This is a genomic window from Cryobacterium lactosi, from assembly GCF_004403945.1.
GTDB lineage: Bacteria > Actinomycetota > Actinomycetes > Actinomycetales > Microbacteriaceae > Cryobacterium > Cryobacterium lactosi.
The window spans coordinates 114,620-135,804 of sequence record NZ_SOHM01000031.1 but is presented as its reverse complement, the minus strand read 5'-3'; the positions used below and the strand labels follow the sequence as shown (position 1 = coordinate 135,804).

Genomic DNA, 21,185 nt, shown 5'->3' with positions numbered 1-21,185 from the left:
TGTAAGTGACTTACTGCAAAATCGGGTGGATTGGAGAAAAACTTGGTTACCTATAGTAAGTGAGTTACCCGTCAGTTGTGGCTCTGAGGTCCGGCAACAACCATGGAGTCATGCCTGATTACAATCACCCGCTGCGTTTCGGCAGCTTCATCACTCCTCTGAATCAACCACCCCATCATCCGGTGGATCTTGCGATGTTCAGCGAGGACGTCGGGCTGGACCTGGTGACGTTCCAGGATCATCCGTACCAGGCGGTGTTCCATGACACCTGGACACTGTTGACGTGGGTTGCCTCGCGAACGTCGCGCATCCATGTCTCCGGAAACGTGCTGAATCTTCCGCTGCGGCAGCCCGCGGTCCTTGCTCGGGCAATGGCGAGTCTCGATCTGCTCAGCGAGGGCCGCGCGGAGCTCGGCATCGGAACGGGGGGCTATTTCGATGCGATGGCGTCCATGGGTGCTCCGCTGCTGAGCCCACCGGATGCGGTCAGCGGGCTGGATGAGGCGTTGGACATCATCCGCGGGATGTGGGATGTCGCCGACCGAAGCCCGTTGCGTATTGACGGGCGGTTCCATCGGGTCGACGGGGCACAACGCGGTCCCGCACCCGCTCACCGAATTCCGATCTGGGTGGGTGCATACAAGCCGCGGATGCAGAAGATCATCGGCCGCAAGGGAGATGGCTGGCTCCCGAGCCTCCCCTGGATGCAACCGGGCGCTATCGCCCGGGGTAATCAGAACATCGATGCGTCGGCTCGCCTCGCTGGCCGCGACCCGAGCGAGATCGTGCGGATGATGAACATCGTTCCCCCGGTGTCGGCGGAGCAGATGGCTCGCCTGGCCATTGAGGACGGGGTGTCGGTGTTCATCCTGGGCAGCGATGACCCGCAGGAGATCCGTCGCTTCGCAACGGTCACGGCGGCGGAGATTCGCGACCGGGTGGGCGCGGCGCGCGCTGAGGCACGCACCAGCGCGGTCACACTGTGAACCTGGGCTTGGCGGGTGATCCGTTGCCGCGCTCTCTGGTGGCACGAGCTCTCCTGCCCGGGGACCCGGGCTATTCCCGGTACACGGCCGGATTCTTCCGGAGCGGTCGCCCGGGCTTGGTACTCCGACCGCAGTCACCTGCCGAGGTGCAAGACGCGGTGCTATACGCCGACCGACACCGCCAGGTTCCGCTGGGCATCCTGAGCGGCGGCCACGGAATCTCAGGCAGATCCCTGAACGATGGCGGCATCGTGATCGCCGTCGATGCGTTGAACGACATCACCCTGCTGGACGGCAACCGTGCCCGTCTCGGTCCCGGCGCCCGCTGGGGAGACGTGGCGGCCGCACTCGCACCGCACGGTCTTTCGCTCACCGCGGGCGACTATGGCAGTGTCGGAGTGGGCGGCCTTGCTACCGCTGGCGGGATCGGCTGGCTCGTCCGCGAACACGGGCTGACCATCGACCACCTCCTATCCGTCGATGTCGTCACCGCCAACGGCGAACTCGTGCGAGCCTCCGCCGCGGAGAATCCTGACTTGTTCTGGGCGATGCGCGGCGCGGGCGCGAACTTCGGTATCGCCGTGTCGTTCGAGTTCGACCTGGACCCCATCGGGCCCCAGGTCGGTTTCGCGATGCTCGTCTACGCCCCAGACGACATCGCCGCGTTCCTGCAGGCGTGGGGAACGACAATCGAACACTCCCACCCGACCGTGACCGGGACCCTGATCCTCAGCTCCAGTGGGCATGGAACCCCCACCGTGCAAGCGCTCATCGTGGTAGACGCCGATGACCCCGACACGGTTGTCGAGCGGCTCCAACCTCTCGCAGCGCTGGCGCCTGTGGCTAACCAGTCTGTGCAGCTCATGCCCTACCACACCCTCCTGTCCCAGCCGCCAGAACAGCACGACCACGGCGAACCCCATGGCCACTCAAGCCTCGCCCGTCACCTCACCCCCGCCGTCTCCGAGGGCCTTGCCCACCTGCTCACGTCGAACAGCTCGTTCTTCCTCACCGTGCGATCCGCGGGTGGTGCGGTCGCCGATACCCCGGCGGATGCCACCGCCTACGCCTGGCGGAACGCGAATTTCCTCATCGCTACCCTCGGTGGCGGCTCCGCTGACTTCGAAGCCCGCTGGAACCAGCTCCTCCCCCATTTCGAGGGCATGTATCTCAGTTTCGAAACCGACACCGGCCCCGACGTCCTCGCCCGAGCCTTCCCACCGGCACATCTGAAACGCCTCCGCGCCCTCAAACGCACGTGGGACCCGACCGGACTGTTCCGCGACAACTTCTTCATCCACCCGACCAGCACGTTTCATCACAATTTCTAGGAGATCCATGTCTTTATTCCGTCTTGATGCCAGCATCCGCGAACACGGCTCCGCCAGTAGTGCCCTCGCCGACCTCGTCGAAAAGCACTGGCAAGGCACCGCGCCCGACGCACCCGTGAGCCGCCGCCATATCGGGGTGAATCCGCTGCCCAGCGATGCGTGGGCCACCGCGCTCACCGCGGCCGGCACCCCCGACGGCGACCGCACCGATCACCAGCGCCAGGCCCTCACGCTGGCCGGCACTCTGATCGACGAGCTCGACCAAGCGGACGCGTACCTGTTTGCCGTGCCGCTGTACAACTTCGGACCATCGCAACACTTCAAGACCTACGTCGACCTCGTCACCACCGATCCCCGGATGGCCCCCGGCGTCGCATCCGTTACCGCAGGCAAACCAGGCGTCCTCGTGACGGTTCAAGGCGGGAACTATTCCCCTGGCACCCCCAAGGCAGGCTGGGACCACGCCACCGACTGGATGCGCCGCATCCTCGAAGACGTCTGGCATATCGATCTGCGAATCGTTTCCCGCGAGTTCACCCTCGTCGGCGTCAACCCCGCCCTCGACGCCTTCGCCGACGTTGCCGAGCACATCAAATCCGACGCCGAACAGCGGGCACGAGAGCACGGACAAACCCTCGCCACCCGACAACGTGCTGCCTAAGCACTGCGACTGACCGGTTCGATCGCGCAGGCGCATGTCAGTGGCCCGGGCTCCCGCCCGGGCCACTGCGCGGTTGCGCAGGTGTCGCGGATCAGTCGACGAGGAAGACGGTCCTGTTCGGTGACCGCACACTGTCATCGCCGACCCATAATCCGAGTGCTGTCCATGACCTCTGGTCGAGGCCACCGATCGTGTGGCGCCCGGCGTGGACCTCGGCTGCCAGATACTCCATTTCGGATCCAAGCCCGTTTTGACTACCAAGGAAGAAGGTCGAGATCGTTCTGTCGAAGTTTGTCGGGCCGGCGACAAACGCGCCGAACGGGAAGTGCTCGTCGTGACCGGCGGCATGTCCCAGCGCAATGACCGTACCTCCCGGCGCCAGCAGAGAATACGCGGCGACGAGATGCGGTCCGCCCACGACGTCCAGTGCAGCGAAGACCGGCAACGATACTGTGTCCATCGTCGCGTGCACCTCCGCAGCCCCGAGCTGCCTTACTCGTTCGTGGGCCGCCTGGTCCCGCGCGATCGCGACGACGTGCGCGCCTGACCTGGCCGCCAGCTGAACGGCGGCCGCTCCCACGGCGCTGTTGGCACCCACCACGAGCAGACGCCGCCCGAGCAGCGATCCGAGCCCTCGAAGCGCCCGGAGTGCGCTGGTGACCGGGACCGGGATCGCGCTCATCAGCGCCGGGTCTGCACCGTTCGGTGTCACGGCGATCGTCGCTGTCGGAACGCTCCGCATCTGAGCCCAGCCGCCCTGGCTCCCGAGGAAGATCACGGACTGGCCTTCCTCGGGCCCGCTTCCGTTCGGCGCCCTTCGAAGCACGGTCCCGGCGCCGTCCCAGCCGGGGACTGATCCGGGTTCCGCCGTGGCGAGCGCTGCGAGATCTCCCGGGTTCGGAGCGAAGGCCTGCACCTGGATCAGAGCTTCATCTTCGCGTTGGGGCGGATCGGGCACTTCGCGAAAGGATAGTCCTGCGTGGCTTGACTGGTCGGTTATCCATGCGCGCATTGTGTGTGTGCTTCTTCCTGTCGGTCGGATTGGTTGTGCCCGGAGCTCGGTCAAGCGTCACGCCTGCGCAGCCTGAGGATTCCGTCGACGAGCAGAATCAACAGGCCGACCCCTCCTGCCGGCCGGCCAAGCAGGATGAGCCCGCCGGCCCCGATATTCGCATCGGTGGCGAAAGGGTCGGTGATCGCCCACGCGCCGGCCAGCATTAGGAAGCCGATGGCAAGAAGAATCGTTCCAGTCACTCTGAGCATGTCGTCTCGTTTCTACTGGGTGGTATTTCAGGACGGCCTGATCGGCTCATCGGTTGCAGGCTCGAGGTAGAACCGCGCCCAGGTCACCAGGCCGTTGGAATCGGTGCGCCAGATTACGGGGCCGACGATTCCTGCCGAAGTGCCGTCTCCCGCGGTGCCGTCCATCGCCCATTCCGACCAGACTTCGTCGCCAGTGATCGCGCGACGAAGAACTCGCGCCGTCAGATTTGGGAACCGGCTGAGAATCGCGGTCCAGTTGCGCAGCACGGTTGCGCGACCCTCGAAATTCCTAGACGGGTGATGAGGGGTTTCTGAAACATAGTCGGCGGAGAAGCATGCTGCGACGCTGTTGGCGTCATGGGAGTTGATTGCTGCCTCGAGCTTGGTGAGCGCATCCAGGTCTGTCATTGTCGCCAGCTTTCGTTGGGGTGATTTCGTTGCTATTCGCACTTTTCGAGCACCGCGATCGGGTCCATCGACGTCCGCTGTGCTCTTCGCTCAGTTCACACCGTGTTGCGACCACAAGGTCAAGTCCGGGTCGACCGGCTTCGATGATGCGGGCGCCATCGCGCCGCTCCGAGCGTCCGAGCATCCAGCCGCGTCCGCAGTCGCCGTCAGCTCACAATCACCACGACTTTGCCAGCGCCACCCGAGGCCAGCTCATGCGCCTCTCGGATGGATCGGAGCGGTACCACGCGGTCCACGCGAGGCGTGTATAAGCCACGCCTGCCGAGACCGGCCGTCTGCTCGAGCAGTGTCGAGTCGTTCACAGCGTTCACGATAACGACCCCGTGTTGCACGGCCTCCCCCGTGCCTACGACCGACACCACGCGGGACTTGTCGCCGACGATGCTCACCAGATCCACCAGGGCGGGTGACGGCGCAGCATGGAGAGCCGCGAAAACCCCCTCCGGCGCCAAGGCCGCAACTCGCTCGGCCAAGCCGGGCCCGTAGGTTGTCACAGCCGCCCCGAGGGCAGTGACGTGATGATGGTTCGCGGGTCGCGCCGTGCCGATCACCGTTGCTCCGGCGGCGATCGCCAGGGCGGTCGCGGCACTTCCTACAGCACCGGATGCGCCTTCGATCAGGAGCGTCCGACCGTTCAGATCGCCGAGAGCGTTGATCGCGCCTGCCGCGGTGGCGGACGCGAGCCCCGCGGCGGCGGCCTGCTCGATGGACCACTGCGGAGGCACCGCGCTCCAAGCCGTCAGCACCGCAAACTCCGCCGTTGTATCGCTCACGCCACCCAGTCCGAATACGAGGTCGCCGACCTTCGAGTCCGTCACCCCCTCCCCGACCTCATCGATGATTCCGACGGCGTCGCGTCCAGGAATCGCAGGAAGCGTTAGAGGAAGCACGTCTTGCAGGGTGCCGGCACGGAAGAGGTAGTCGATGGTGTTGACACTCACGGCTTTCACGGCGATCCGAACCGAGTTTGCTGATGCGTGAGGTTCGGTGACTTCCTCGACGACGAGAACATCCGGGTCCCCAAAATTGTGATAAAGCGCAGCCTGCATGAATATCTCCTGTTCGATTGAGCAAGGTTTTCCTTGCCATGGCAAGCAACACTAGGCGGGAATGCTTGCCGTGGCAAACATTGATAGAATTCAGACATGGCCACTGAAGAGCGATTATCCAGTCACGAGGACCGAACCTGGTCTTTGCTCGTGGGAGTCATGATGTGGCTGCCCGCCGAACTGGACGCCTACTTGGAGCGCGTCGCGAAGTTGAGTCATGCGGAGTATCAGGTCCTCCGATGGCTGTCGCTCAGTGAAGAACGCGAAATCCACATGACTCGATTAGCCGCGACCGCAAGCGTCACCCCATCGCATCTCTCACGGATAGTGGCCCGGCTGGAGGAGCGTGGATGGATAACCCGCAGCAGCGATCCCCGCGACGCTCGCCGGACCCTGGCCAGATTGACCGATGCCGGGGCGGATGTCGTAGCCGTGACGGAGCCCGGGTATTGCGCGGAGGTGCGCCGCAATGTGTTCGCTCACCTGACGCCGGCACAAACTCACGGTTTGGAAGATATCGCGGAGGCCGTCTTGACGCCGTTGCGGGAGGATTGCGTCAAGGTATTGCCACCGCGCACGTCCCGGTGACACGCGGCCCGAACCTCTAATCGCTCGCGAGTTCGGCGTCGTGCACCACGCGAGCAACTTGAACTCGGTTGGTGGCATCCAGCTTCACGAAAACGTGCCCGAGGTGGGTCTTGACTGTCGCGACGCCCATGAAGAGTTCCGCTGAGATCTCGGTGTTCGAGAGTCCGCGACCGACGGCAATCGCAACTTCACGCTCGCGATCAGTCAGTCCCTCGAGCAACACAACAGCGCGCTCGCGTTGGGCGTCCGAGCCGCCTGTCACCTTGGCGATGAGCTGGGCAGTGACGCTCGGTGACAGTATCGACTCCCCCGCGGCCACACGTCGCACCGCGTCGACGATATTGCTTGGCGACGTATCCTTCAGCAGAAAGCCGACCGCACCGTGTCGCAGAGCCGTGACCACGAGCTCGTCCGTGTCGAATGTAGTCAGAACGATGATTCGAACGTGGTCGCCACGCCGCGTCAAGGCCTTCGTGGTCTCGAGGCCATCCAGCACTGGCATCCGGATGTCCATCAGCACCACGTGGGGGGACGCGGTCGCGATCATGTCGAGCGCTTCGCGACCGTCGGATGCCTCTCCCACGATGCTGAGCGAGGGATCACCGCCCAGGATCATCCGCAGGCCCGCACGTACAAGAGCGTCGTCGTCCACGATCGCGACGCGCGTCGTCACGCCCACGGCAGCCTCGCCGTCACGACAAAGCGATCCCCGCGGTCAATCCCGTAGTCGAGACTGCCGCCGGAAAGCTCGGCGCGCTCCCGCAGGCCCAAGAGGCCGACACCGCTGCCGCGCAGTTCGGTCTCTCCCCGTGCGGTCGCCATTTCCCGCCCGCGCGGGTTGCGCACAACGACCAGCAACTGGTCGACGCGCTTCTCGAGCACAAGATCCACGGGTGCACTCCCCGCGTGCTTACGAGCGTTTGTGAGGGCTTCTTGAACGATTCGGTATGCAGTTCGAGACACAGAATCGGACAGCCCATTGTGCCCCCATCCCGACGCACCATCACTCAGATCGATCTCAACAGCTGTCAAAGTGATGTCCATGCCGGCCTCCCGGGAATCGGCAAGCAAGGCTGGAAGCTCGGCGAGGGTGGGCTGGGGCGGCTCGGCATGCGTGTCTCCATCACTGGACCGCAAGACACCGAGGATCTGTCGAAGTTCGGTCAACGCGAGCTGTGCGTTGTTCTGGATGACCGTTGCCGCCTCCGCGGTCTCATCGCGGGAGAGGTCAGTACGGTAGCTCAGCGCTCCGGCGTGCAGGCTCACGAGCGAGATGCGATGCGCGAGCACATCGTGCATCTCGCGTGCGATCCGGGTCCGTTCCGACTCCCGCGCCGAGTTCTCACGGAGGTTCTGCTCACGCTCGGCATTTTCCGCTCGCTCCCGGAGGGAGAGGAGCAGTTCGCGTCGCGCGCCGATGTAGTAGCCGGTGGACACGCACACCGCGTAGATGGCGACGGCCAAGCCGCCTCCAGCCCAGGTGAAAGCAAGATCCGAGGTGGTGCCGGGCACGCGTGGTCGTAGCACCATCGCGTAGAGCATGGTGCCCGCGACCCAGACGAAGCCGATGGCAACGGCTGGCTTCCAGCGCCGACGAGTGCTCATCGACACGACGGCGAGCGCTGCCGCGCCGACCGCGAAGCTAGAGACCACCGTGAGGCCCGCGACCACTGCCGACGTGATCACCGGGTGGCGGCGTCTCAACGGCAGTACCGCGAGCGCAACGAGACCGACTAGGAGATCGAGGATGATGAAGCCGCGAACGACGGCCTCCTCGCCGGAGGTGAACTCGGCACTCGGCCTGCTATAGGTCAGGATGACGGTGCACCACAGGGTCAGACCGATTCCCCCGGCCAAGAGGTACCGCCAGATTCGCGACCACGGTGCGAGGTGCGGAGCGCCGGGGACCGCGGTCGGCACTCCGCGCGCGCTGGAGGCCGCGGAAAACGCAGCCGCCTGAGCGGCGGGGCCGGAACGCTGGCTGTTGGTCACGTTTTCCAGCGTAGGTGGTTGCATCCCGGCGCCACTCCTCTTTAACGCTCTACCGCCTCAACCCAAAGGTGGAGGGAGACGAGACCATGCGCTGATTTGTGTGGGAGCGTGCTGAGCGAGTCTTGGCAACATGATTACCGCAACCAATCTCACTAAGCGCTACCGAAACTCGATCGCGGTCGACGACGTCTCGTTCTCCGCCGAGCCTGGCCGCATCACGGGGTTCCTCGGCCCCAATGGTGCCGGGAAGTCGACGACGATGCGCATGCTGGTGGGGCTCGCCACACCAACTTCCGGCAGTAGTAGCGTGCTCGGTGTTCCGTTCCATTCCCTGGAGAACCCGGGCCGCCACGTCGGCGTGCTGCTCGATGCGGGCGCCCAGCACCCGGGCCGCACTGGCCGGGAATCGCTCGCGCTTTCGGCACAGCTCATGGGCATGCCGGACGGCAGGGCCGACGAGGTGCTTGAGATCGTGGGGCTGACCGCGAAGGAGGGCGGCGGGCGCATCCGAGGCTACTCCCTCGGCATGCGCCAGCGGCTTGGCCTGGCTAGTGCCCTACTCGGTGACCCCGCTGTGCTCATTCTCGACGAACCGTCGAACGGACTCGACCCCGCGGGTATTCGGTGGATGCGGGGCGTTCTCACGTCGTTCGCTGCCTCGGGAGGCACGGTGCTGCTCTCCTCGCACCTACTACTCGAGGTCGAAGCCGTTGCCGACGACCTCGTCATCATCGGGCGGGGCAAGGTGTTGGCCAAGGGAAGCGCTGCCGAGCTGCTCGCCACGAAAGGCACGTCGGTCCGCAGCCTGGACGATGACGCACTCAGTCGAGCCTTGACCATCGCCGGTTTCGATGTCACCCGTGTTTCGGACGGGCTGTCGACGTCTGCCCCGGTAGCCGATGTCGGTCGGCTCGCCCTCGAGGCTGCAATCGTCGTCATCGACCTCCACCCGGCCTCGAACGCCGGACTCGAAGAACTGTTCTTCTCAATGACCGCCCAGCACGGGCGAGAGGATGTACCCGCATGACCAATCCAGACGTTATAAGCCACTCACAGGCGGCCTCGGTAGACAACCCGTTCCCGCCGGCCGCGCGCACCATCCCGATTGGAAGGGTGCCGTTTTTACGCCTCGCGTCCGTCGAACTTCGAAAGCAGGTAGACACTCGCGCCGGGGTTTGGCTGCTTGTCACAATCGCGATAATCAGTGCTGGTCTGATCACTTTGCCGCTGGTCACGGGCACAGCCGACGGCCTGACGTTCACTAACTTCGTGTCGGCAGCCTCCTCGGGCCAGCTCTTTCTGCTGCCACTTATCGGAGTGATGGCGGCGACCAGCGAATGGTCAGCCCGCACGGCGCTCACGACATTCACCCTCGAACCGCGGCGCACACGTGTCAACCTGGCCAAGCTCGCCTCGGCAAGCTACCTCGGAATGGTGCTCATGGTGGTCACTCTTGCGGTCGCCGCTGTGTTCAACCTCATCGGCATCGTGTGGCTTGACACGGGTGGCTCGTGGGAGATCGATAGGCCGATCATTCTCGGTACCGCTTTTGCGCTCATCTTGCTTGTGGCACAGGGCATCGCCTTCGGGCTTGCCTTCTTGAGCACACCGGTGGCGATCGTGGCCTACCTCGGTCTGCCGACGGTGTGGTCGATCCTCAGTTTTGCCATCGAGCCGCTGAGCGGACCTGCTGAGTGGCTGGACATGACCAATACTCTGGGCACTCTTATGAGCGGTCTGATGACGGCGGACGCCTGGGCGAAGCTGCTGGTCTCAGTCCTGGTGTGGATCGGAATCCCTCTCTCGATCGGCCTGTGGAGGACAGCGCGCCGGGAACCGTAAGCACCCTCGATCGGGCAGTGGCGGCGATTGCCGACACTGCCCCGACCGGCACGAACGTAACGGATATCGACAGTCTTTTTGAGCATACGAAGGAGAATTTCGTGACGTGGAGCACGAGTGAACTCGCGGATCTCGCGGGAACGACGGTCAATGCGATTAGGCATTATCACTCGCTGGGGCTGCTCGAAGCCCCCGAGCGCAAATACAACGGATATAAGCAGTACCGAGTGCATCACCTCGTGCGGCTGATTCAAGTACGGCGGATTGCCGAACTAGGAGTTCCGCTGTCGCACGTGCGCGCAGATAAGGATGGCGTCGTTGTGCTGGGCGGGCTGCAGCAGCTCGATCAATGCGTGCAGGAGGAGATCGAGCGTCTGCATCGCGCCCGATCAGACATGGCGGCGATTCTGCGCGATCACGCACCCGCCCACACGCCACGAGGCTTCGAAGCCCTGGCGTCGCGACTGTCGGAGGCAGACCAGGCGCTCATCCACATCTTCGCGAGGCTTTCCGCAGGCGAATCCATGTCCGGGCTGAGGCAGATGGTGCTCTCGGAGCCTGACGCGGTCAGGCTGGAGTTCGACGGTCTGCCCAGCAATGCAGACGAAGCCACACGAGAGCGCGTGGCGCACAGAATCGTCACCTTGAGGGGGACGTGGCGATCCCCCGACCGCCCATGGTCAGCCCAGCCAGGCCGATGGTGGAGCGAGCGCGATGCGCGGCGAACGATTTCCGAGGCACTGCTCGAACTGTACAACTCTGCCCAGCAGGATGTCCTCAGCCGGGCTCGCCAGTTCGCCTCAGAGCAAAAAATCAGCCTGTCCGCTTGACCGCCGGCCGATCCGGCAGGCATGGACGTCGGGAGGCGCGCGGCCGCGCCGCTCCCTGGCCGGTGAAGCCGGAAGCGGCGCCCGCTGCTGTCAGCACGTGCCGTGGGCGGCTCAGATGTGGTTCACACCACCATCGACAACCACATTCGCTCCCAGCATGAAGCTGCTGTCAGACGATGCGAGGAAGGCCACGACGGCCGCCATCTCTTCCGGACCCGCAATGCGGCCGATGGGGAGGCTGGAGCCTATGGTCTGGTTGTATCCGTCCGCATTCTCGGCGCCGACGAGCTCTGTGACGCCGGAGGTATCGGTTGGGCCGGGCGAGATCGCGTTGACGCGGATTCCTCGATCTTTGAGCTCGTTCGCCCACGTGCGCGCAAAGCTGCGCAGGGCCGCCTTCGAGGCCGCATAGGCACCCATGCTCGGTGCGCCTCGGTCTGCGGAGGTCGACGCGTTGATGATGATTGAGGCGCCCTTGTTGAGGAGCGGGATCGCCTTCTGCACCGTCAGGACGGTACCGGTCACGTTGATGCCGAAGACGCGTTCGAGGTCAGTCGTCGTGAGATCGTCAATCGTCGCGAAGGTTGCGATGCCCGCGTTCGCGAAAAGCACGTCCAGGCCTTGGCCGCGAGCAGCGACTGCTTCGTATAGGCGATCAAGATCCGCCTGGTTGGTGATGTCTCCTTGAACAGCCGTCACGTTGCGGCCGATCGCGGCGACGGCCTCGTTCAACTCGTGCTCGCGGCGACCTGTGATGAAGACGTATGCCCCCTCGTCCACCAACCGTGCCGCGGTGGCGCGGCCGATGCCGTTCGTACCGCCCCCGGTAACAACTGCGGTCTTGCCTTCGAACCTGTTCACAAGTGATCTCCTGATCTTTTCGACACCGATCGGTGCAGATCGCAAAACTAACACACATCTGCACCGACCGGTATCGAAGTGCTAGAGTGGCGTTATGGAGCAAGTGAAACTCGGTCGGCCACGGTCCTTCGAGGCCGATGATGCACTCGAGCAGGCGCTGATCGTCTTCTGGGAACACGGTTACGAGGGAGCCAGCCTCACCATGCTCACCGAGGCAATGGGCATCTCCCGCAAGAGCATGTACGCCGCATTCGGCAACAAAGAAGAGTTGTTTCTCAAGGTTTTGCAGCGCTACGAACGCGGGCCGGGCGCGTACGCACGGGAATCGGTTCTCGCCCCAACCGCGAGCGAGGTCGCCAGGGCTTACCTCGACGGCGCGGTGCACGCCGGCACTCAGCCAGGCCGCCCCGCCGGCTGCTTGGGCGTGCGCGCCGCCCTCTCCGTCGGCGCGACCGGGCAGAGCGTGCAGGACATCCTCACAACGTGGCGGGCCAAGAGCCAGGCCGACTTGCGTGAGCGATTCCAGCGCGCCGCCGACGAGGGCGACCTCCCTGCCGACACCGATGTCGACCTGGTCGCCCGGTACCTGACGACGATCGCCGACGGCGTGTCGGTTCAGGCGACAGGTGGAGCATCCTCAGCGGCGCTACGGAGCGTTGTCGACGCGGCACTCCTGCACTGGCCGCCCTCCTGAACTCGGTACCTGATCCCGCACGGGCGTGCCCTCCACGAGGGACCAGCGAACGTCAGTCGAGGATGGCGTAGGCCTCAAGCTCCACCAGGACGTCGGGCTCGAACAGGAAGTCGACACCGATGGCCGACAGAGGAGGAAGCGGACTCGGCAAACCGAGTTCCTCTGCGACCGACTCGATTCCGGCCATGAATTCGCCGAACATATCCGGTGTCGAGTTGGTCAGGAAGAAACGCAGGCGCACCACGTCGGCGAACGTCGCTCCGGCTCCTTCGAGGCCACGTGCGGTGTTGCGGAGGACCTGGGCGACCTGGCCGGCAAGATCGCCCGTGGCGATGAGGTTGGCATTGCCGTCGCGGGAGATCTGGCCGGCGACGTGAACGTGGCGGGTGCCGGTCCCGACGGCGACGTGGTGGTAGGGCACGGGCTGGAACATATTGTCAGGCGAGAAAGTGCGGACAGTCATGGTTCTTCCTTTGTTAGAGTCTTCGTTGGTTTCTCATTTCTACTAGGTGCACCGAGGGAACTTCAACGAGACTAGGTGCTATGAATGACACCGCGCACGCTGGCGCCGACCTACTGCAGGTCACCGAACCGCACCGCGAACTCCTCGACCAGGTACTCGACAAATGGTCACTCCAAGTACTCGACCAGCTCTGCGGCCGACCGCTCCGCTTCAACGAGCTCCGGCGGGCGATCCCAGCTATCGGGCAGAAGTCCCTCACGACCACCCTGCGTCGTCTCGAGCGCAACGGCATGATCGAACGGCTCGTGCTCCCAGTGCGCCCAGTCGCCGTGGAATACCGCGTCGCCCCCGTCGGTGACACCCTCAACCAACTCGTCGATGCGCTTCTTCAGTGGACCACGCAGAACATGACCGAGGTCGAGCTCTCGCGCAAGCGGTTCGACGCTCAAAACTGACCGGGCACTAACCGCTCCGCCTCCGCTCCCCCAGGTCGGGTCTGAGCGCGTTGAAGCGTGCGACGCGAGCAGACGATTCGAGCGACTCAAGTGTTGCAATTGCGAGCGTTGTAAAGCTAAGCTTTACACATGCAAAATAACTTGACAACAGCAATGCAAGACCTCAAGCGGCACGCAGACGCATTCCTCGCGGCCCGCGTTCTGACAGACAGCGACGACTTTGCCGGCGCGATCGGGTACTCGCTCAGGATCCAGTCGGCTGCCGAGGAGGTCGTTCGCTCGGTCGTCCAGCAGTCGCGTGAGCGCGGTGCTACGTGGCAGACCATCGGTGACGCCCTTGGCGTGAGTCGTCAAGCAGCCTTCCAGCGCTACGGCAAACCGATTGACCCACGAACAGGAGAACTCATGAATACCACGCCCCTCAACGACGCCGCAGAATTGGCCCGATCGGTCGTTCACGACCTTGCGGCCGGTCGATGGGAGCTCGTCACCGAGCGATTCGATCCAGCGATGCGGGACGGCCTCTCCGAGGATGCCCTAGCGGCGGCGTGGTCGCAGATCGTGGGCTTGTCCGGGGGGTTCGAAGGACAGGGAGAACCTGTCGTGACGCGGGCCGGCGATGTGACGGTGACCAACACTCCACTCTCCATGGAGGCAGGCGACTACACCGTGCGAATCGCGTTCCGCGACGACCGGACCATCGCGGGCCTGCACATTCTCCCCGAGGAGACGCCGTGACCGTCCACACCTCCGGAGGAGATTTCATGCATGACACGCCAGCACGTTCTCGGCTGAGTGGCCGGGACATCCGCTCCATCACAATCTTTCTGTCGATCGCCTTTGTGCTCGCGTGGATTATCGCGCTCCCGCTCTGGTTCGGCGACGGAATCGATAGCCCGACGGGCACGATCGCGACCGTCGCAGTCGCGACCATGGCGACGCCCGCGATCGCGGCGCTGATCATGGTGTTCTTCGTCGACCGGGATCGGCAGAAAGCCAGATTGCTCGGGCTCTGGCCGTTGAAGCCCGTGCGCCGACTGGTCAAATACTCCCTCTTGGGAATCTTCGTGCCGATCGCGCTCGTTCTCGTCTCGCTTCCAATTGGTGCGCTGCTGGGGGTGTATCCGGCCGACTTCGTGAATTTCTCGGGATTTGAGCAGGACCTCGCCCAACGGGCACAGGCTGCGGGCACGGGCGAGTTGACCATTGATCTCGGCATGCTCGTCGCCATCCAGCTGCTCATGCTCCCCGTGGCGGCGTTCCTCAACCTCATTCCGGCACTCGGAGAGGAACTCGGCTGGCGAGGCTGGCTTCTCCCGAAACTCATGCCGCTCGGAACGGTACCGGCGATTGTGATCTCGGGCGTCATCTGGGGACTCTGGCACGCACCGATGGTCCTCCTCGGATACAACTACCCCGACGCGCCGGGCTGGCTCGGCCTCACCATGATGGTCGGCATGTGCATCCTCGTTGGTGCGGTCTTCGGCTGGCTGCGCCTTCGCTCCAACTCGGTGTGGCCCGCAGCCCTCGCACACGCTGCGTTCAACGGGGCTGCCGGCACCATCATGATCTTCTCCATGGCGGGCGAGTACATCGACACCACGCAGGCGACTCCGTTGGGCTGGACCGGCTGGATCGTTCCGCTCGCACTCGTGATCGTCCTCGTCGCCACCGGTCAGTTTCGCCGCCCCGCGGTCGCGCAAACCGCAGCCGAAGCTAAGCCGCCGGCACCCGACCTGGCGGTGTCCGCCCGCGGTGCAGGCAACCGGAGATGAGCGGCAACCACCTGATCATCGCCGGCGATCAGCTGGTGATCGAACCCCGAGGCCTCGACAGGCTGTGGTCGTTCACCCGACGCATCCAGATTCCGCTGAAGCAGGTGAGAGGCGCCTTCTTCGACCCGACCGTGATCGACGATCCCACAGGCATCCGTTTTCCCGGCCTGCACCTTCCACGCAAAGTGGCGGGCACGTTCTACACGAACGGCAAGCGGCAGTTCTGGAACATCGTCGGCTATGAGGCCGCCATCGTCATAGAGCTCGACCCTGCCGAACGTTTCGACCGACTGGTCCTCACCGTCGACGATCCCCTCGGACAGGTGGACAAGATCAACGCTGCCCGCCGGTCGAGCTGAAGCGCCTCCCGTCTAGGAGACGGTGTGCGCCTCTGGTACGTCGTGCGCGCCGAGTCCGGCCTCGGGTACGCGCCGCAACGCTGCAATGACCCGGTCGGGCTCCTCGGGGTCGTAGATTTCGAGACGATGCTCGGGGTAGCTGGCTTGCGCCCAGAGGTCGTAGGTGGCGGTGAAGTCCCCCGCCAGCGGGTGGTGGAATTGTTTGCTGCCGGAGATGCATTCGCCGACGCGACCCTCCGACCACAGCGTCGCGAACGCGGGATCCTTCATGACGAGTTCTCCGACGAGCGCGATGAGCGCCGTGTCGTCGGGATGTTTACCGCTGACCATTCGGTGGTACGCGACGACTTGCCCGGCCTCTTTCATCCAGTTCGGATACAGAGCTCGGGTTGGGGCGTCGAGAAAAAGCATGCGTGGCAGCGACGGGCGTTCACTCGTTATACCCGGAGCGGTGAACGGGAGGTAGGGGGCGATGAGCGCGTGCCCGAGCCGGTTCCAGGCGAGTACGTCGTCGCGGCGACCGAGGAGCACGGCTGGACGGTCCGTGACGAAGCCGAGCATCTTGAGCGCTGTGGGGCTGGCGACCTCGATGGGAGGGGCAGCAGGGCCGCGTAACGGCATTCGCGCCTGTGAAACATCCAGCAGGTGTTCGGTCTCGGTCACGGTCAGCTGCAATGCGATCGCGATCGCGAGCAGAACCTCATCGGAGGCGTGCCGGCTGTGACCCTGTTCCAGACGCGTGTAGTAGCCAATGCTCACGCCGGCGAGCTGCGCGACCTCCTCGCGCCGAAGCCCTCGCACTCGCCGCCGGGCGCCATAGCCGGCCAGCTGCGTGCGGTCCGGCAGTAGGTCAGCGCGCTTGGCGCGCAGATACTCGGCGAGGGGGCCTGGACTATTCATGGCTTAACGCTACGTCCATCGTTCCGGGCTAACCATTCCCTGTGATGGGTATGAATCAGCGGTATCTGGTAGCCGCCTGCTAGCCGCTCGACGATAGAGGGATGAGATCCTCTCCGCTTCCCCTCTATGCCCTCGCGCTGACGTCATTCGCTCTCGGAACCGCCGAGTTCGCGCCGAACGGCCAACTGCTGTCAGTCGCTGACGGATTCGCTGTACCCGTTGCCGACGCGGGATTGATCACCACTGGATTCGCGTTGGGCGGGGTTATCGGCGGGCCGCTGATCGCCGCCGCGACGCTTCGGGTTCCACACAAGCTACTCACCATTATTCTCGTGGCTGTGTTCCTCGTCGCCAACATCGGTACCGCGCTGTCGCCCACGCTCCTCCTCGCCGTGCTGACCCGCGCGCTCGCCGGCGCCATGCTCGGCGCCTTCATGGGAGTGGCGATCACAATCGCCAGCGACCTTGTCACAACCGCGAGACGCGGCCGCGCCATCGCGCTGGTCTTTTCGGGCCTCACCATCTCCAACGTCCTCGGTGTTGTCATCGGCAACCTCGCCGGCAACGCCTGGGGCTGGAGAAGCGTCTTCTGGTTCGTGACGGTGCTCGCCGTGGTATCCCTGATCGGTCTCATCACGGTGCTGCCTCGCAGTGCCGAGGCAGTCGTTGCCGCCTCCGGTAGCGTCGGCGCCGCCCTTCGCACCGTGCGGCTCTGGCTGACGTACGCCGCGATGGCACTCGCTTACGGCGGCCTGTTCATCATGTTCACCTATATCGAGCCGATGCTCCAGGAGCGAACCGGTGCCTCATCCGGCGCAGTCGTCTGGCTGCTCCTCGTGTTCGGGGTTGGCCTTGTAGTGGGAACCCACTACGCCGGGGTCTTCGCCGACAAGTCCATCCGCGGCACGACAGTCACCGCGATGGTCGTTTTGGCCGCCGCTCTCGTCGCCTTCTCCTTTCTCGACACGAATATCTTCGCGGTCATCGTGTTGCTCGGCGTGCTCGGCGCCGCCGGATTCGGGATGGTCCCGCCACTGCAATCCTTCGCGGTCGAGGTCGCAAACGTCACATCGCCGTTCATTTCAGCCATCGCCTCGGCATCGTTCATGGCTGGTGTCAGTCTCGGCTCCGCCATAGGCGGGGAGGTGCTCCGCCGCGGGTACGACTACAACGCCTTGCCACTCGTTGGCGCGGGGCTCACTGTGCTCGGGCTGGTTGTGTTCCTCGTCGTGGCCGCGCTTCACAAACGCGCGTCGTTCAAAGTCCCGGCGATGCCGGAACAGGTCGATGTGACAGGTGCGAAACTCCCCACCCACGGCTGATCTCCTCGGTTTCCACCGGCGGATCCCAAGTCCTCCAGCAGCTCGGGGTCCGCCTCAGGACTCTGAGGGCACCATGGGCAGCTCGGCTCCGTAGTTCCACGACAAGATGGCCGGCTGCTCACGGTAGAAGCTGAGCACGGAGACCGATCCGGCATCCAGGGTGATTTGAGCGCCGAATCGAGGGGCCATTCGCAGGTACACGGCCGTGAGGATGCGCAAGAAATGGCCGTGCGCGACCAGGGCGACATCTCCCGTCTCCATCGCAGGCAGCACCCGCGTGAGCACCCGCGATGCGCGGCCGGCGACCTCCTCGACAGTCTCACCAGGCGTCTCCCCACGAATCACGCCGTGGGTGAAAGCGCTCCAGTTGTAGCCGAGCTCGCGGCGGATCTCGCGCGTCGTGCGCCCCTCATACCCGCCGTAGTCCCATTCAACGAGAAGCGGGTCGACCTCGGCATCCAGGCCGGCGAGCTCTGCGGTCCGCCGCGCACGCTGCAGCGGTGACGTCAGCACGAGCGAGAAATCGTAGCAGTCCACCAAACTGCCCGCGCCGCGGGCAAGGTCCTCTCCCCGGGCGGTGAGCGGAACATCCGTGAGCCCCGTGTGTTTGCCGCTCTTCGACCACTCCGTCTCCCCGTGGCGCACGAGAATAAGCTTCCCGGACGGGTTATCCGGGGCGGGACGGTCGGGCAGCGGATCGGTTGTCGACATAGGGCAACAGTAGTATCGGGCCCCGGTATCGACGTCAGTTCTTGACCATTAAAGAGGTTCCGGGGTCCGGTGCGGCCGTATCCCGCCGAGCCGCTCCGTAGCGGTTCCGTGAGAAACCCGTCTGCTTTCCGTTAGGGGGCAAGGATTCCCGTCGCCGGGCCAGTAGGACTGAAGCATGACAACACCTGAGCGCACCACATCGGATCCCCTCAAACCGAGCAACCGTGGCACGGGCTCGCGCTCATGACTCTCACCGCGATCATGCCCTCCCTCCGGCGCTCAATTCCCGACCCCCTGCGCATCGATTCCTGGCCGGAGTCCTCTCAGGTCACCACGACCGACGTCATCGTGTGCGGTGTCTCGATGACCCGCCTCGTCGAGGTGTGCCAGACACCGTGTGTGCACACCGCGGCCGCTGTCATCCCCGGAACGCATGGGCGCAGGTCGCCTTACCAGGACGCCGCCGTGGTCGTTGTGCAAGTCACCGCGGTCTTGAAGAACTTCGATGCGGCGCGGGTTGTGCTCATCGACGCGTGCCTGGACACCGTCAACGCCACCTGGCGAGAGACCCGACTTATCGGACGAGCCTCCACGGTGAAGAGCACCGCGGCGATCCTGCTCTCCGGCGAATCCCATGAAACACCGAGCATCGGCCGCGGCGTGATGGACCTGCCCGACGATCTGCGAGAAGGCGACCTGCTCGCCATCCCCTGCACCGGTGTCGTTGCCCTCCGGGACATTCGTGCCCGGCCGCTCGTACACACCGACACGTCGGACAGCCCCGCCGACAGCGCCGCCGAATTCACCTGGCTGGCGCAACTCGCATGACCCATCCCACAGGCCACCAGAACCCCATGAAGGAGCACTCATGACTCTCATGTCCAGCATCCTGGCCCGGACACCCCTGACGCACCGACCAGCAGATGTCGGCAGTTGGCCGGTCGGCACCGTCCACACCGACGACGACCTCGTCATCAACGGGCTCTCCCTGGTGCGCGCCAGCCACGACCGGACTCCCGCGGTACGAATCGGCGCGGCTGCCGACGCCGGGGAGCGGCCCGCTGCCGCTCCGGAACGATTCATCACCGTTCTGTTGACCCGAGTGGAGGAGACCGGTTTCACCGGTTCGCACCGGCGCCAGGTCGTATGGGTCGACGCCGAGCTGGACCATTGCCGCCCCATTCTGTCGGCAGCTCGCGTTGTCGGACGCCGTAGTGTCGCTCACCTCAAGCGCATGCAGCTCCGGCCCCGGCCTGTAGATGACATGCAGTGGGTTTGGCTGCCGGCCAATGTGGTTGTCGGTGATCTGATCGCCATACCGTGCGAAGGAGCCATCCCTCTCAGCGACGTCCGTCGACACAGCAATTACCCGGGTCATCGCGTAGACGAGTGGCCCGACGAACCAGACGATCTTCCCTTCACCCGCGCGTGCTTGAAATGAACCTCAGCCCGAGCCATCAGGGCGGTGGCAACGGGAATCGCTGCCAGCGCGGATGCCGTGCTCACGCCCCGCGGGCTGAAGTCGCCGCCGCCTGATCCGATTCCGCCTCCGAGTCAATCGTTTCCTTTGCCATCGGTCGCCTTTTTCCATTGGGCGGCGCGTTGGTTTTGGGAGGCGAGCTGTGCGGTCTCGAGGATTCTCGCGGCTCGGGTTTGGGGTCGTTTGGCTTGGACGATCCATTCGAGGATGCCGCGACGGGCAGAGGGCGGGAACTGGTCCCAGTTTGCCCGGGCTGGCGGGTTGTCGTCGAAAGCCTCGACAAGGTCCGCCGGGACAATGAGGTCCTCGACCTCATCCAGCAAAGCCCATGAACCGTTGCTGATCGCTTGCGCGATCACCGCTTCGCCGGCGGGCAGCATGAGTCCTGCTGCGCGCAGGGCTTCGACCCTGATCTTGTTCGGCCTAGACCACGCACTTGTCGGTTTCCGGGGAGAAAAATAGAGCATCGTTCGCTCATCGTCGAGCTTCTGGGGTTTGCTGTCTACCCAGCCCACGCACAGAGCCTCCGATACGGCGTCGTCGTAGCTGACAGAGGGTTTTCCTGTGGCCTTCTTCCAGGACACCAGCCACACGGAGCGTTCGAGTTCATGGTTGACGAGCAACCAACGGCGCCACTGCGCACGAGTTTCTGCGTGGACCCGCGGTGCTGTGGTCGGGCTGGCCATGGTTGACCTAACCGTCGGCGAGCTTGGCCGCGATCGATGTCAAGGCCTCATCGAGGCTGTCCTGGATTCCCGGGTAGCTGGCCGAGGTTGCAAGGGTGAGATGCAGGCGAGTTGAACTCTCGCCCTGTTCTGCGACAAGTGTCCCGTGGTACTCGTCGTTGTCGGGCGATCCCCAGGAGATTTCGTGCTTGGCGGGGTCGGAACGGAACCACGCGTCGGCAGTGACCGGTTCACCGCTGGCATCGTCAGCACCGTCCGTGTTGATGACCGCGGTCGTGCGCACCAGCTCCGGCCCGACGAGCTCGGCAGAGGTGATTCGAGGAAAGTAGTACGGAAGGTTGCGGGGATCGGCCATGAAGGCGAACGAATCATCAAGCGACTGCGGAAGGCTGATCGTCGCGGTGTAGGTGGTCATGTGTAGTGAACCCTTCTGACGAGGTTGTGTTCTGCGTCCACACTTCATTGTGCG

27 protein-coding genes are annotated in these 21,185 nt (G+C 64.4%); 15 read left to right on the top strand and 12 right to left on the bottom strand.

What is annotated here, in order from left to right; all coding sequences use genetic code 11:
• Positions 1–110: 110 nt before the first annotated feature.
• The 3 genes from E3T61_RS22380 (at position 111) to E3T61_RS14350 (ending at position 2,978) form a co-directional block, all read left to right on the top strand.
• Positions 111–986: an LLM class flavin-dependent oxidoreductase gene (locus tag E3T61_RS22380; protein WP_134641525.1), complete on the top strand. Its 876-nt coding sequence runs from the start codon at positions 111–113 to the stop codon at positions 984–986.
• Between the two features lie 146 nt (positions 987–1,132).
• Complete coding sequence (locus E3T61_RS22375) at positions 1,133–2,317, top strand: FAD-binding oxidoreductase (protein ID WP_166793248.1); 1,185 nt, start codon at positions 1,133–1,135, stop codon at positions 2,315–2,317.
• Between the two features lie 7 nt (positions 2,318–2,324).
• On the top strand, positions 2,325–2,978 hold the full coding sequence (locus tag E3T61_RS14350) for an FMN-dependent NADH-azoreductase (RefSeq protein ID WP_134641523.1): 654 nt from the start codon (positions 2,325–2,327) through the stop codon (positions 2,976–2,978).
• A gap of 91 nt (positions 2,979–3,069) precedes the next feature.
• Here the strand turns inward: E3T61_RS14350 and E3T61_RS14345 are convergent, their stop codons facing one another.
• The 4 genes from E3T61_RS14345 to E3T61_RS14330 form a co-directional block, all read right to left on the bottom strand.
• Positions 3,070–3,936, bottom strand: a complete 867-nt coding sequence (locus E3T61_RS14345) for a zinc-binding dehydrogenase (RefSeq protein ID WP_166793247.1) — start codon at positions 3,934–3,936, stop codon at positions 3,070–3,072.
• Between the two features lie 104 nt (positions 3,937–4,040).
• Positions 4,041–4,241, bottom strand: a complete 201-nt coding sequence (locus tag E3T61_RS14340; protein ID WP_134641521.1) for a hypothetical protein — start codon at positions 4,239–4,241, stop codon at positions 4,041–4,043.
• Positions 4,242–4,268: 27 nt separating this feature from the next.
• Positions 4,269–4,649 carry a nuclear transport factor 2 family protein gene (locus tag E3T61_RS14335; protein ID WP_134641520.1) on the bottom strand — a complete coding sequence of 127 codons (381 nt, stop codon included), beginning with the start codon at positions 4,647–4,649 and terminating at the stop codon, positions 4,269–4,271.
• A 206-nt stretch (positions 4,650–4,855) separates the two neighbouring features.
• Complete coding sequence (locus E3T61_RS14330; RefSeq protein ID WP_134641519.1) at positions 4,856–5,758, bottom strand: NADP-dependent oxidoreductase; 903 nt, start codon at positions 5,756–5,758, stop codon at positions 4,856–4,858.
• Positions 5,759–5,854: 96 nt separating this feature from the next.
• On the opposite strand from E3T61_RS14330, the gene E3T61_RS14325 reads away from it, so the two are divergent.
• Complete coding sequence (locus E3T61_RS14325; protein ID WP_134641518.1) at positions 5,855–6,346, top strand: MarR family winged helix-turn-helix transcriptional regulator; 492 nt, start codon at positions 5,855–5,857, stop codon at positions 6,344–6,346.
• 16 nt (positions 6,347–6,362) lie between these two features.
• Here E3T61_RS14325 and E3T61_RS14320 read toward each other — a convergent pair whose 3' ends face one another.
• Positions 6,363–6,998, bottom strand: coding sequence for a response regulator (locus E3T61_RS14320; RefSeq protein ID WP_241992581.1), 636 nt, complete (start codon positions 6,996–6,998; stop codon positions 6,363–6,365).
• A 17-nt stretch (positions 6,999–7,015) separates the two neighbouring features.
• Entirely contained in the window at positions 7,016–8,338 is a 1,323-nt protein-coding gene (locus E3T61_RS14315) for a sensor histidine kinase (protein WP_166793246.1), read from the bottom strand.
• Positions 8,339–8,468: 130 nt separating this feature from the next.
• On the opposite strand from E3T61_RS14315, the gene E3T61_RS14310 reads away from it, so the two are divergent.
• The 3 genes from E3T61_RS14310 to E3T61_RS14300 are packed head-to-tail and all read left to right on the top strand — an operon-like array spanning position 8,469 to position 11,010.
• Entirely contained in the window at positions 8,469–9,365 is an 897-nt protein-coding gene (locus E3T61_RS14310; protein ID WP_134641515.1) for an ABC transporter ATP-binding protein, read from the top strand.
• Positions 9,362–10,180: an ABC transporter permease gene (locus tag E3T61_RS14305; protein WP_134641514.1), complete on the top strand. Its 819-nt coding sequence runs from the start codon at positions 9,362–9,364 to the stop codon at positions 10,178–10,180. The genes E3T61_RS14310 and E3T61_RS14305 overlap by 4 nt, the downstream gene beginning before the upstream one ends.
• 17 nt (positions 10,181–10,197) lie before the next feature.
• The gene (locus E3T61_RS14300) at positions 10,198–11,010 is read left to right on the top strand and encodes a MerR family transcriptional regulator (RefSeq protein WP_241992580.1); all 813 of its coding nucleotides are present in this window, start codon (positions 10,198–10,200) and stop codon (positions 11,008–11,010) included.
• Between the two features lie 111 nt (positions 11,011–11,121).
• Here the strand turns inward: E3T61_RS14300 and E3T61_RS14295 are convergent, their stop codons facing one another.
• Complete coding sequence (locus E3T61_RS14295; RefSeq protein WP_134641513.1) at positions 11,122–11,871, bottom strand: SDR family NAD(P)-dependent oxidoreductase; 750 nt, start codon at positions 11,869–11,871, stop codon at positions 11,122–11,124.
• A gap of 94 nt (positions 11,872–11,965) precedes the next feature.
• Between E3T61_RS14295 and E3T61_RS14290 the strand changes: the two genes are divergently transcribed.
• Complete coding sequence (locus tag E3T61_RS14290) at positions 11,966–12,565, top strand: TetR/AcrR family transcriptional regulator (protein ID WP_134641512.1); 600 nt, start codon at positions 11,966–11,968, stop codon at positions 12,563–12,565.
• Positions 12,566–12,617: 52 nt separating this feature from the next.
• On the opposite strand, the gene E3T61_RS14285 is transcribed toward E3T61_RS14290, so the two are convergent.
• Positions 12,618–13,028, bottom strand: coding sequence for a Rid family hydrolase (locus E3T61_RS14285; protein ID WP_134641511.1), 411 nt, complete (start codon positions 13,026–13,028; stop codon positions 12,618–12,620).
• A gap of 80 nt (positions 13,029–13,108) precedes the next feature.
• Here E3T61_RS14285 and E3T61_RS14280 point away from each other — a divergent pair, with 80 nt between their 5' ends.
• The 4 genes from E3T61_RS14280 (at position 13,109) to E3T61_RS14265 (ending at position 15,617) form a co-directional block, all read left to right on the top strand.
• Positions 13,109–13,483, top strand: coding sequence for a winged helix-turn-helix transcriptional regulator (locus E3T61_RS14280; RefSeq protein WP_134641510.1), 375 nt, complete (start codon positions 13,109–13,111; stop codon positions 13,481–13,483).
• A 129-nt stretch (positions 13,484–13,612) separates the two neighbouring features.
• Positions 13,613–14,221, top strand: coding sequence for a DUF3887 domain-containing protein (locus E3T61_RS14275; protein ID WP_134641509.1), 609 nt, complete (start codon positions 13,613–13,615; stop codon positions 14,219–14,221).
• Between the two features lie 26 nt (positions 14,222–14,247).
• Positions 14,248–15,258 carry a CPBP family intramembrane glutamic endopeptidase gene (locus tag E3T61_RS14270; protein WP_198418695.1) on the top strand — a complete coding sequence of 337 codons (1,011 nt, stop codon included), beginning with the start codon at positions 14,248–14,250 and terminating at the stop codon, positions 15,256–15,258.
• Positions 15,255–15,617 (top strand): hypothetical protein, encoded by a 363-nt coding sequence (locus E3T61_RS14265; RefSeq protein ID WP_134641508.1) that lies wholly within the window; start codon positions 15,255–15,257, stop codon positions 15,615–15,617. Before E3T61_RS14270 ends, E3T61_RS14265 begins: the two co-directional genes overlap by 4 nt.
• 12 nt (positions 15,618–15,629) lie before the next feature.
• Here the strand turns inward: E3T61_RS14265 and E3T61_RS14260 are convergent, their stop codons facing one another.
• Positions 15,630–16,517, bottom strand: a complete 888-nt coding sequence (locus E3T61_RS14260; RefSeq protein WP_134641507.1) for a helix-turn-helix domain-containing protein — start codon at positions 16,515–16,517, stop codon at positions 15,630–15,632.
• Positions 16,518–16,618: 101 nt separating this feature from the next.
• On the opposite strand from E3T61_RS14260, the gene E3T61_RS14255 reads away from it, so the two are divergent.
• A complete protein-coding gene (locus E3T61_RS14255; RefSeq protein ID WP_134641506.1) occupies positions 16,619–17,839 on the top strand; it encodes an MFS transporter in 1,221 nt (406 codons plus the stop codon).
• Positions 17,840–17,893: 54 nt separating this feature from the next.
• Here E3T61_RS14255 and E3T61_RS14250 read toward each other — a convergent pair whose 3' ends face one another.
• Positions 17,894–18,550 carry a histidine phosphatase family protein gene (locus E3T61_RS14250; protein ID WP_134641505.1) on the bottom strand — a complete coding sequence of 219 codons (657 nt, stop codon included), beginning with the start codon at positions 18,548–18,550 and terminating at the stop codon, positions 17,894–17,896.
• A 243-nt stretch (positions 18,551–18,793) separates the two neighbouring features.
• Here E3T61_RS14250 and E3T61_RS14245 point away from each other — a divergent pair, with 243 nt between their 5' ends.
• Together E3T61_RS14245 and E3T61_RS14240 are read left to right on the top strand one after the other, a co-directional pair.
• Complete coding sequence (locus tag E3T61_RS14245; protein WP_134641504.1) at positions 18,794–19,378, top strand: hypothetical protein; 585 nt, start codon at positions 18,794–18,796, stop codon at positions 19,376–19,378.
• A gap of 40 nt (positions 19,379–19,418) precedes the next feature.
• Entirely contained in the window at positions 19,419–19,991 is a 573-nt protein-coding gene (locus E3T61_RS14240) for a hypothetical protein (protein WP_134641503.1), read from the top strand.
• Between the two features lie 113 nt (positions 19,992–20,104).
• Here E3T61_RS14240 and E3T61_RS14235 read toward each other — a convergent pair whose 3' ends face one another.
• Positions 20,105–20,716: a YdeI/OmpD-associated family protein gene (locus tag E3T61_RS14235; protein ID WP_134641502.1), complete on the bottom strand. Its 612-nt coding sequence runs from the start codon at positions 20,714–20,716 to the stop codon at positions 20,105–20,107.
• 7 nt (positions 20,717–20,723) lie between these two features.
• Positions 20,724–21,131 carry an SRPBCC family protein gene (locus E3T61_RS14230; RefSeq protein ID WP_134641501.1) on the bottom strand — a complete coding sequence of 136 codons (408 nt, stop codon included), beginning with the start codon at positions 21,129–21,131 and terminating at the stop codon, positions 20,724–20,726.
• Positions 21,132–21,185 lie beyond the last annotated feature (54 nt).

What these genes read in the sequence shown, in the direction of transcription:
- E3T61_RS22380 (WP_134641525.1), top strand. Translation starts at nt 111, where the DNA reads ATGCCTGATTACAATCACCCGCTGCGTTTCGGCAGCTTCATCACTCCT.
- E3T61_RS14350 (WP_134641523.1), top strand. Translation starts at nt 2,325, where the DNA reads ATGTCTTTATTCCGTCTTGATGCCAGCATCCGCGAACACGGCTCCGCC.
- E3T61_RS14340 (WP_134641521.1), bottom strand. Translation starts at nt 4,241, where the DNA reads ATGCTCAGAGTGACTGGAACGATTCTTCTTGCCATCGGCTTCCTAATG.
- E3T61_RS14335 (WP_134641520.1), bottom strand. Translation starts at nt 4,649, where the DNA reads ATGACAGACCTGGATGCGCTCACCAAGCTCGAGGCAGCAATCAACTCC.
- E3T61_RS14330 (WP_134641519.1), bottom strand. Translation starts at nt 5,758, where the DNA reads ATGCAGGCTGCGCTTTATCACAATTTTGGGGACCCGGATGTTCTCGTC.
- E3T61_RS14325 (WP_134641518.1), top strand. Translation starts at nt 5,855, where the DNA reads ATGGCCACTGAAGAGCGATTATCCAGTCACGAGGACCGAACCTGGTCT.
- E3T61_RS14310 (WP_134641515.1), top strand. Translation starts at nt 8,469, where the DNA reads ATGATTACCGCAACCAATCTCACTAAGCGCTACCGAAACTCGATCGCG.
- E3T61_RS14305 (WP_134641514.1), top strand. Translation starts at nt 9,362, where the DNA reads ATGACCAATCCAGACGTTATAAGCCACTCACAGGCGGCCTCGGTAGAC.
- E3T61_RS14290 (WP_134641512.1), top strand. Translation starts at nt 11,966, where the DNA reads ATGGAGCAAGTGAAACTCGGTCGGCCACGGTCCTTCGAGGCCGATGAT.
- E3T61_RS14285 (WP_134641511.1), bottom strand. Translation starts at nt 13,028, where the DNA reads ATGACTGTCCGCACTTTCTCGCCTGACAATATGTTCCAGCCCGTGCCC.
- E3T61_RS14280 (WP_134641510.1), top strand. Translation starts at nt 13,109, where the DNA reads ATGAATGACACCGCGCACGCTGGCGCCGACCTACTGCAGGTCACCGAA.
- E3T61_RS14275 (WP_134641509.1), top strand. Translation starts at nt 13,613, where the DNA reads ATGCAAAATAACTTGACAACAGCAATGCAAGACCTCAAGCGGCACGCA.
- E3T61_RS14270 (WP_198418695.1), top strand. Translation starts at nt 14,248, where the DNA reads ATGCATGACACGCCAGCACGTTCTCGGCTGAGTGGCCGGGACATCCGC.
- E3T61_RS14265 (WP_134641508.1), top strand. Translation starts at nt 15,255, where the DNA reads ATGAGCGGCAACCACCTGATCATCGCCGGCGATCAGCTGGTGATCGAA.
- E3T61_RS14260 (WP_134641507.1), bottom strand. Translation starts at nt 16,517, where the DNA reads ATGAATAGTCCAGGCCCCCTCGCCGAGTATCTGCGCGCCAAGCGCGCT.
- E3T61_RS14255 (WP_134641506.1), top strand. Translation starts at nt 16,619, where the DNA reads ATGAGATCCTCTCCGCTTCCCCTCTATGCCCTCGCGCTGACGTCATTC.
- E3T61_RS14250 (WP_134641505.1), bottom strand. Translation starts at nt 18,550, where the DNA reads ATGTCGACAACCGATCCGCTGCCCGACCGTCCCGCCCCGGATAACCCG.
- E3T61_RS14245 (WP_134641504.1), top strand. Translation starts at nt 18,794, where the DNA reads ATGACTCTCACCGCGATCATGCCCTCCCTCCGGCGCTCAATTCCCGAC.
- E3T61_RS14240 (WP_134641503.1), top strand. Translation starts at nt 19,419, where the DNA reads ATGACTCTCATGTCCAGCATCCTGGCCCGGACACCCCTGACGCACCGA.
- E3T61_RS14235 (WP_134641502.1), bottom strand. Translation starts at nt 20,716, where the DNA reads ATGGCCAGCCCGACCACAGCACCGCGGGTCCACGCAGAAACTCGTGCG.
- E3T61_RS14230 (WP_134641501.1), bottom strand. Translation starts at nt 21,131, where the DNA reads ATGACCACCTACACCGCGACGATCAGCCTTCCGCAGTCGCTTGATGAT.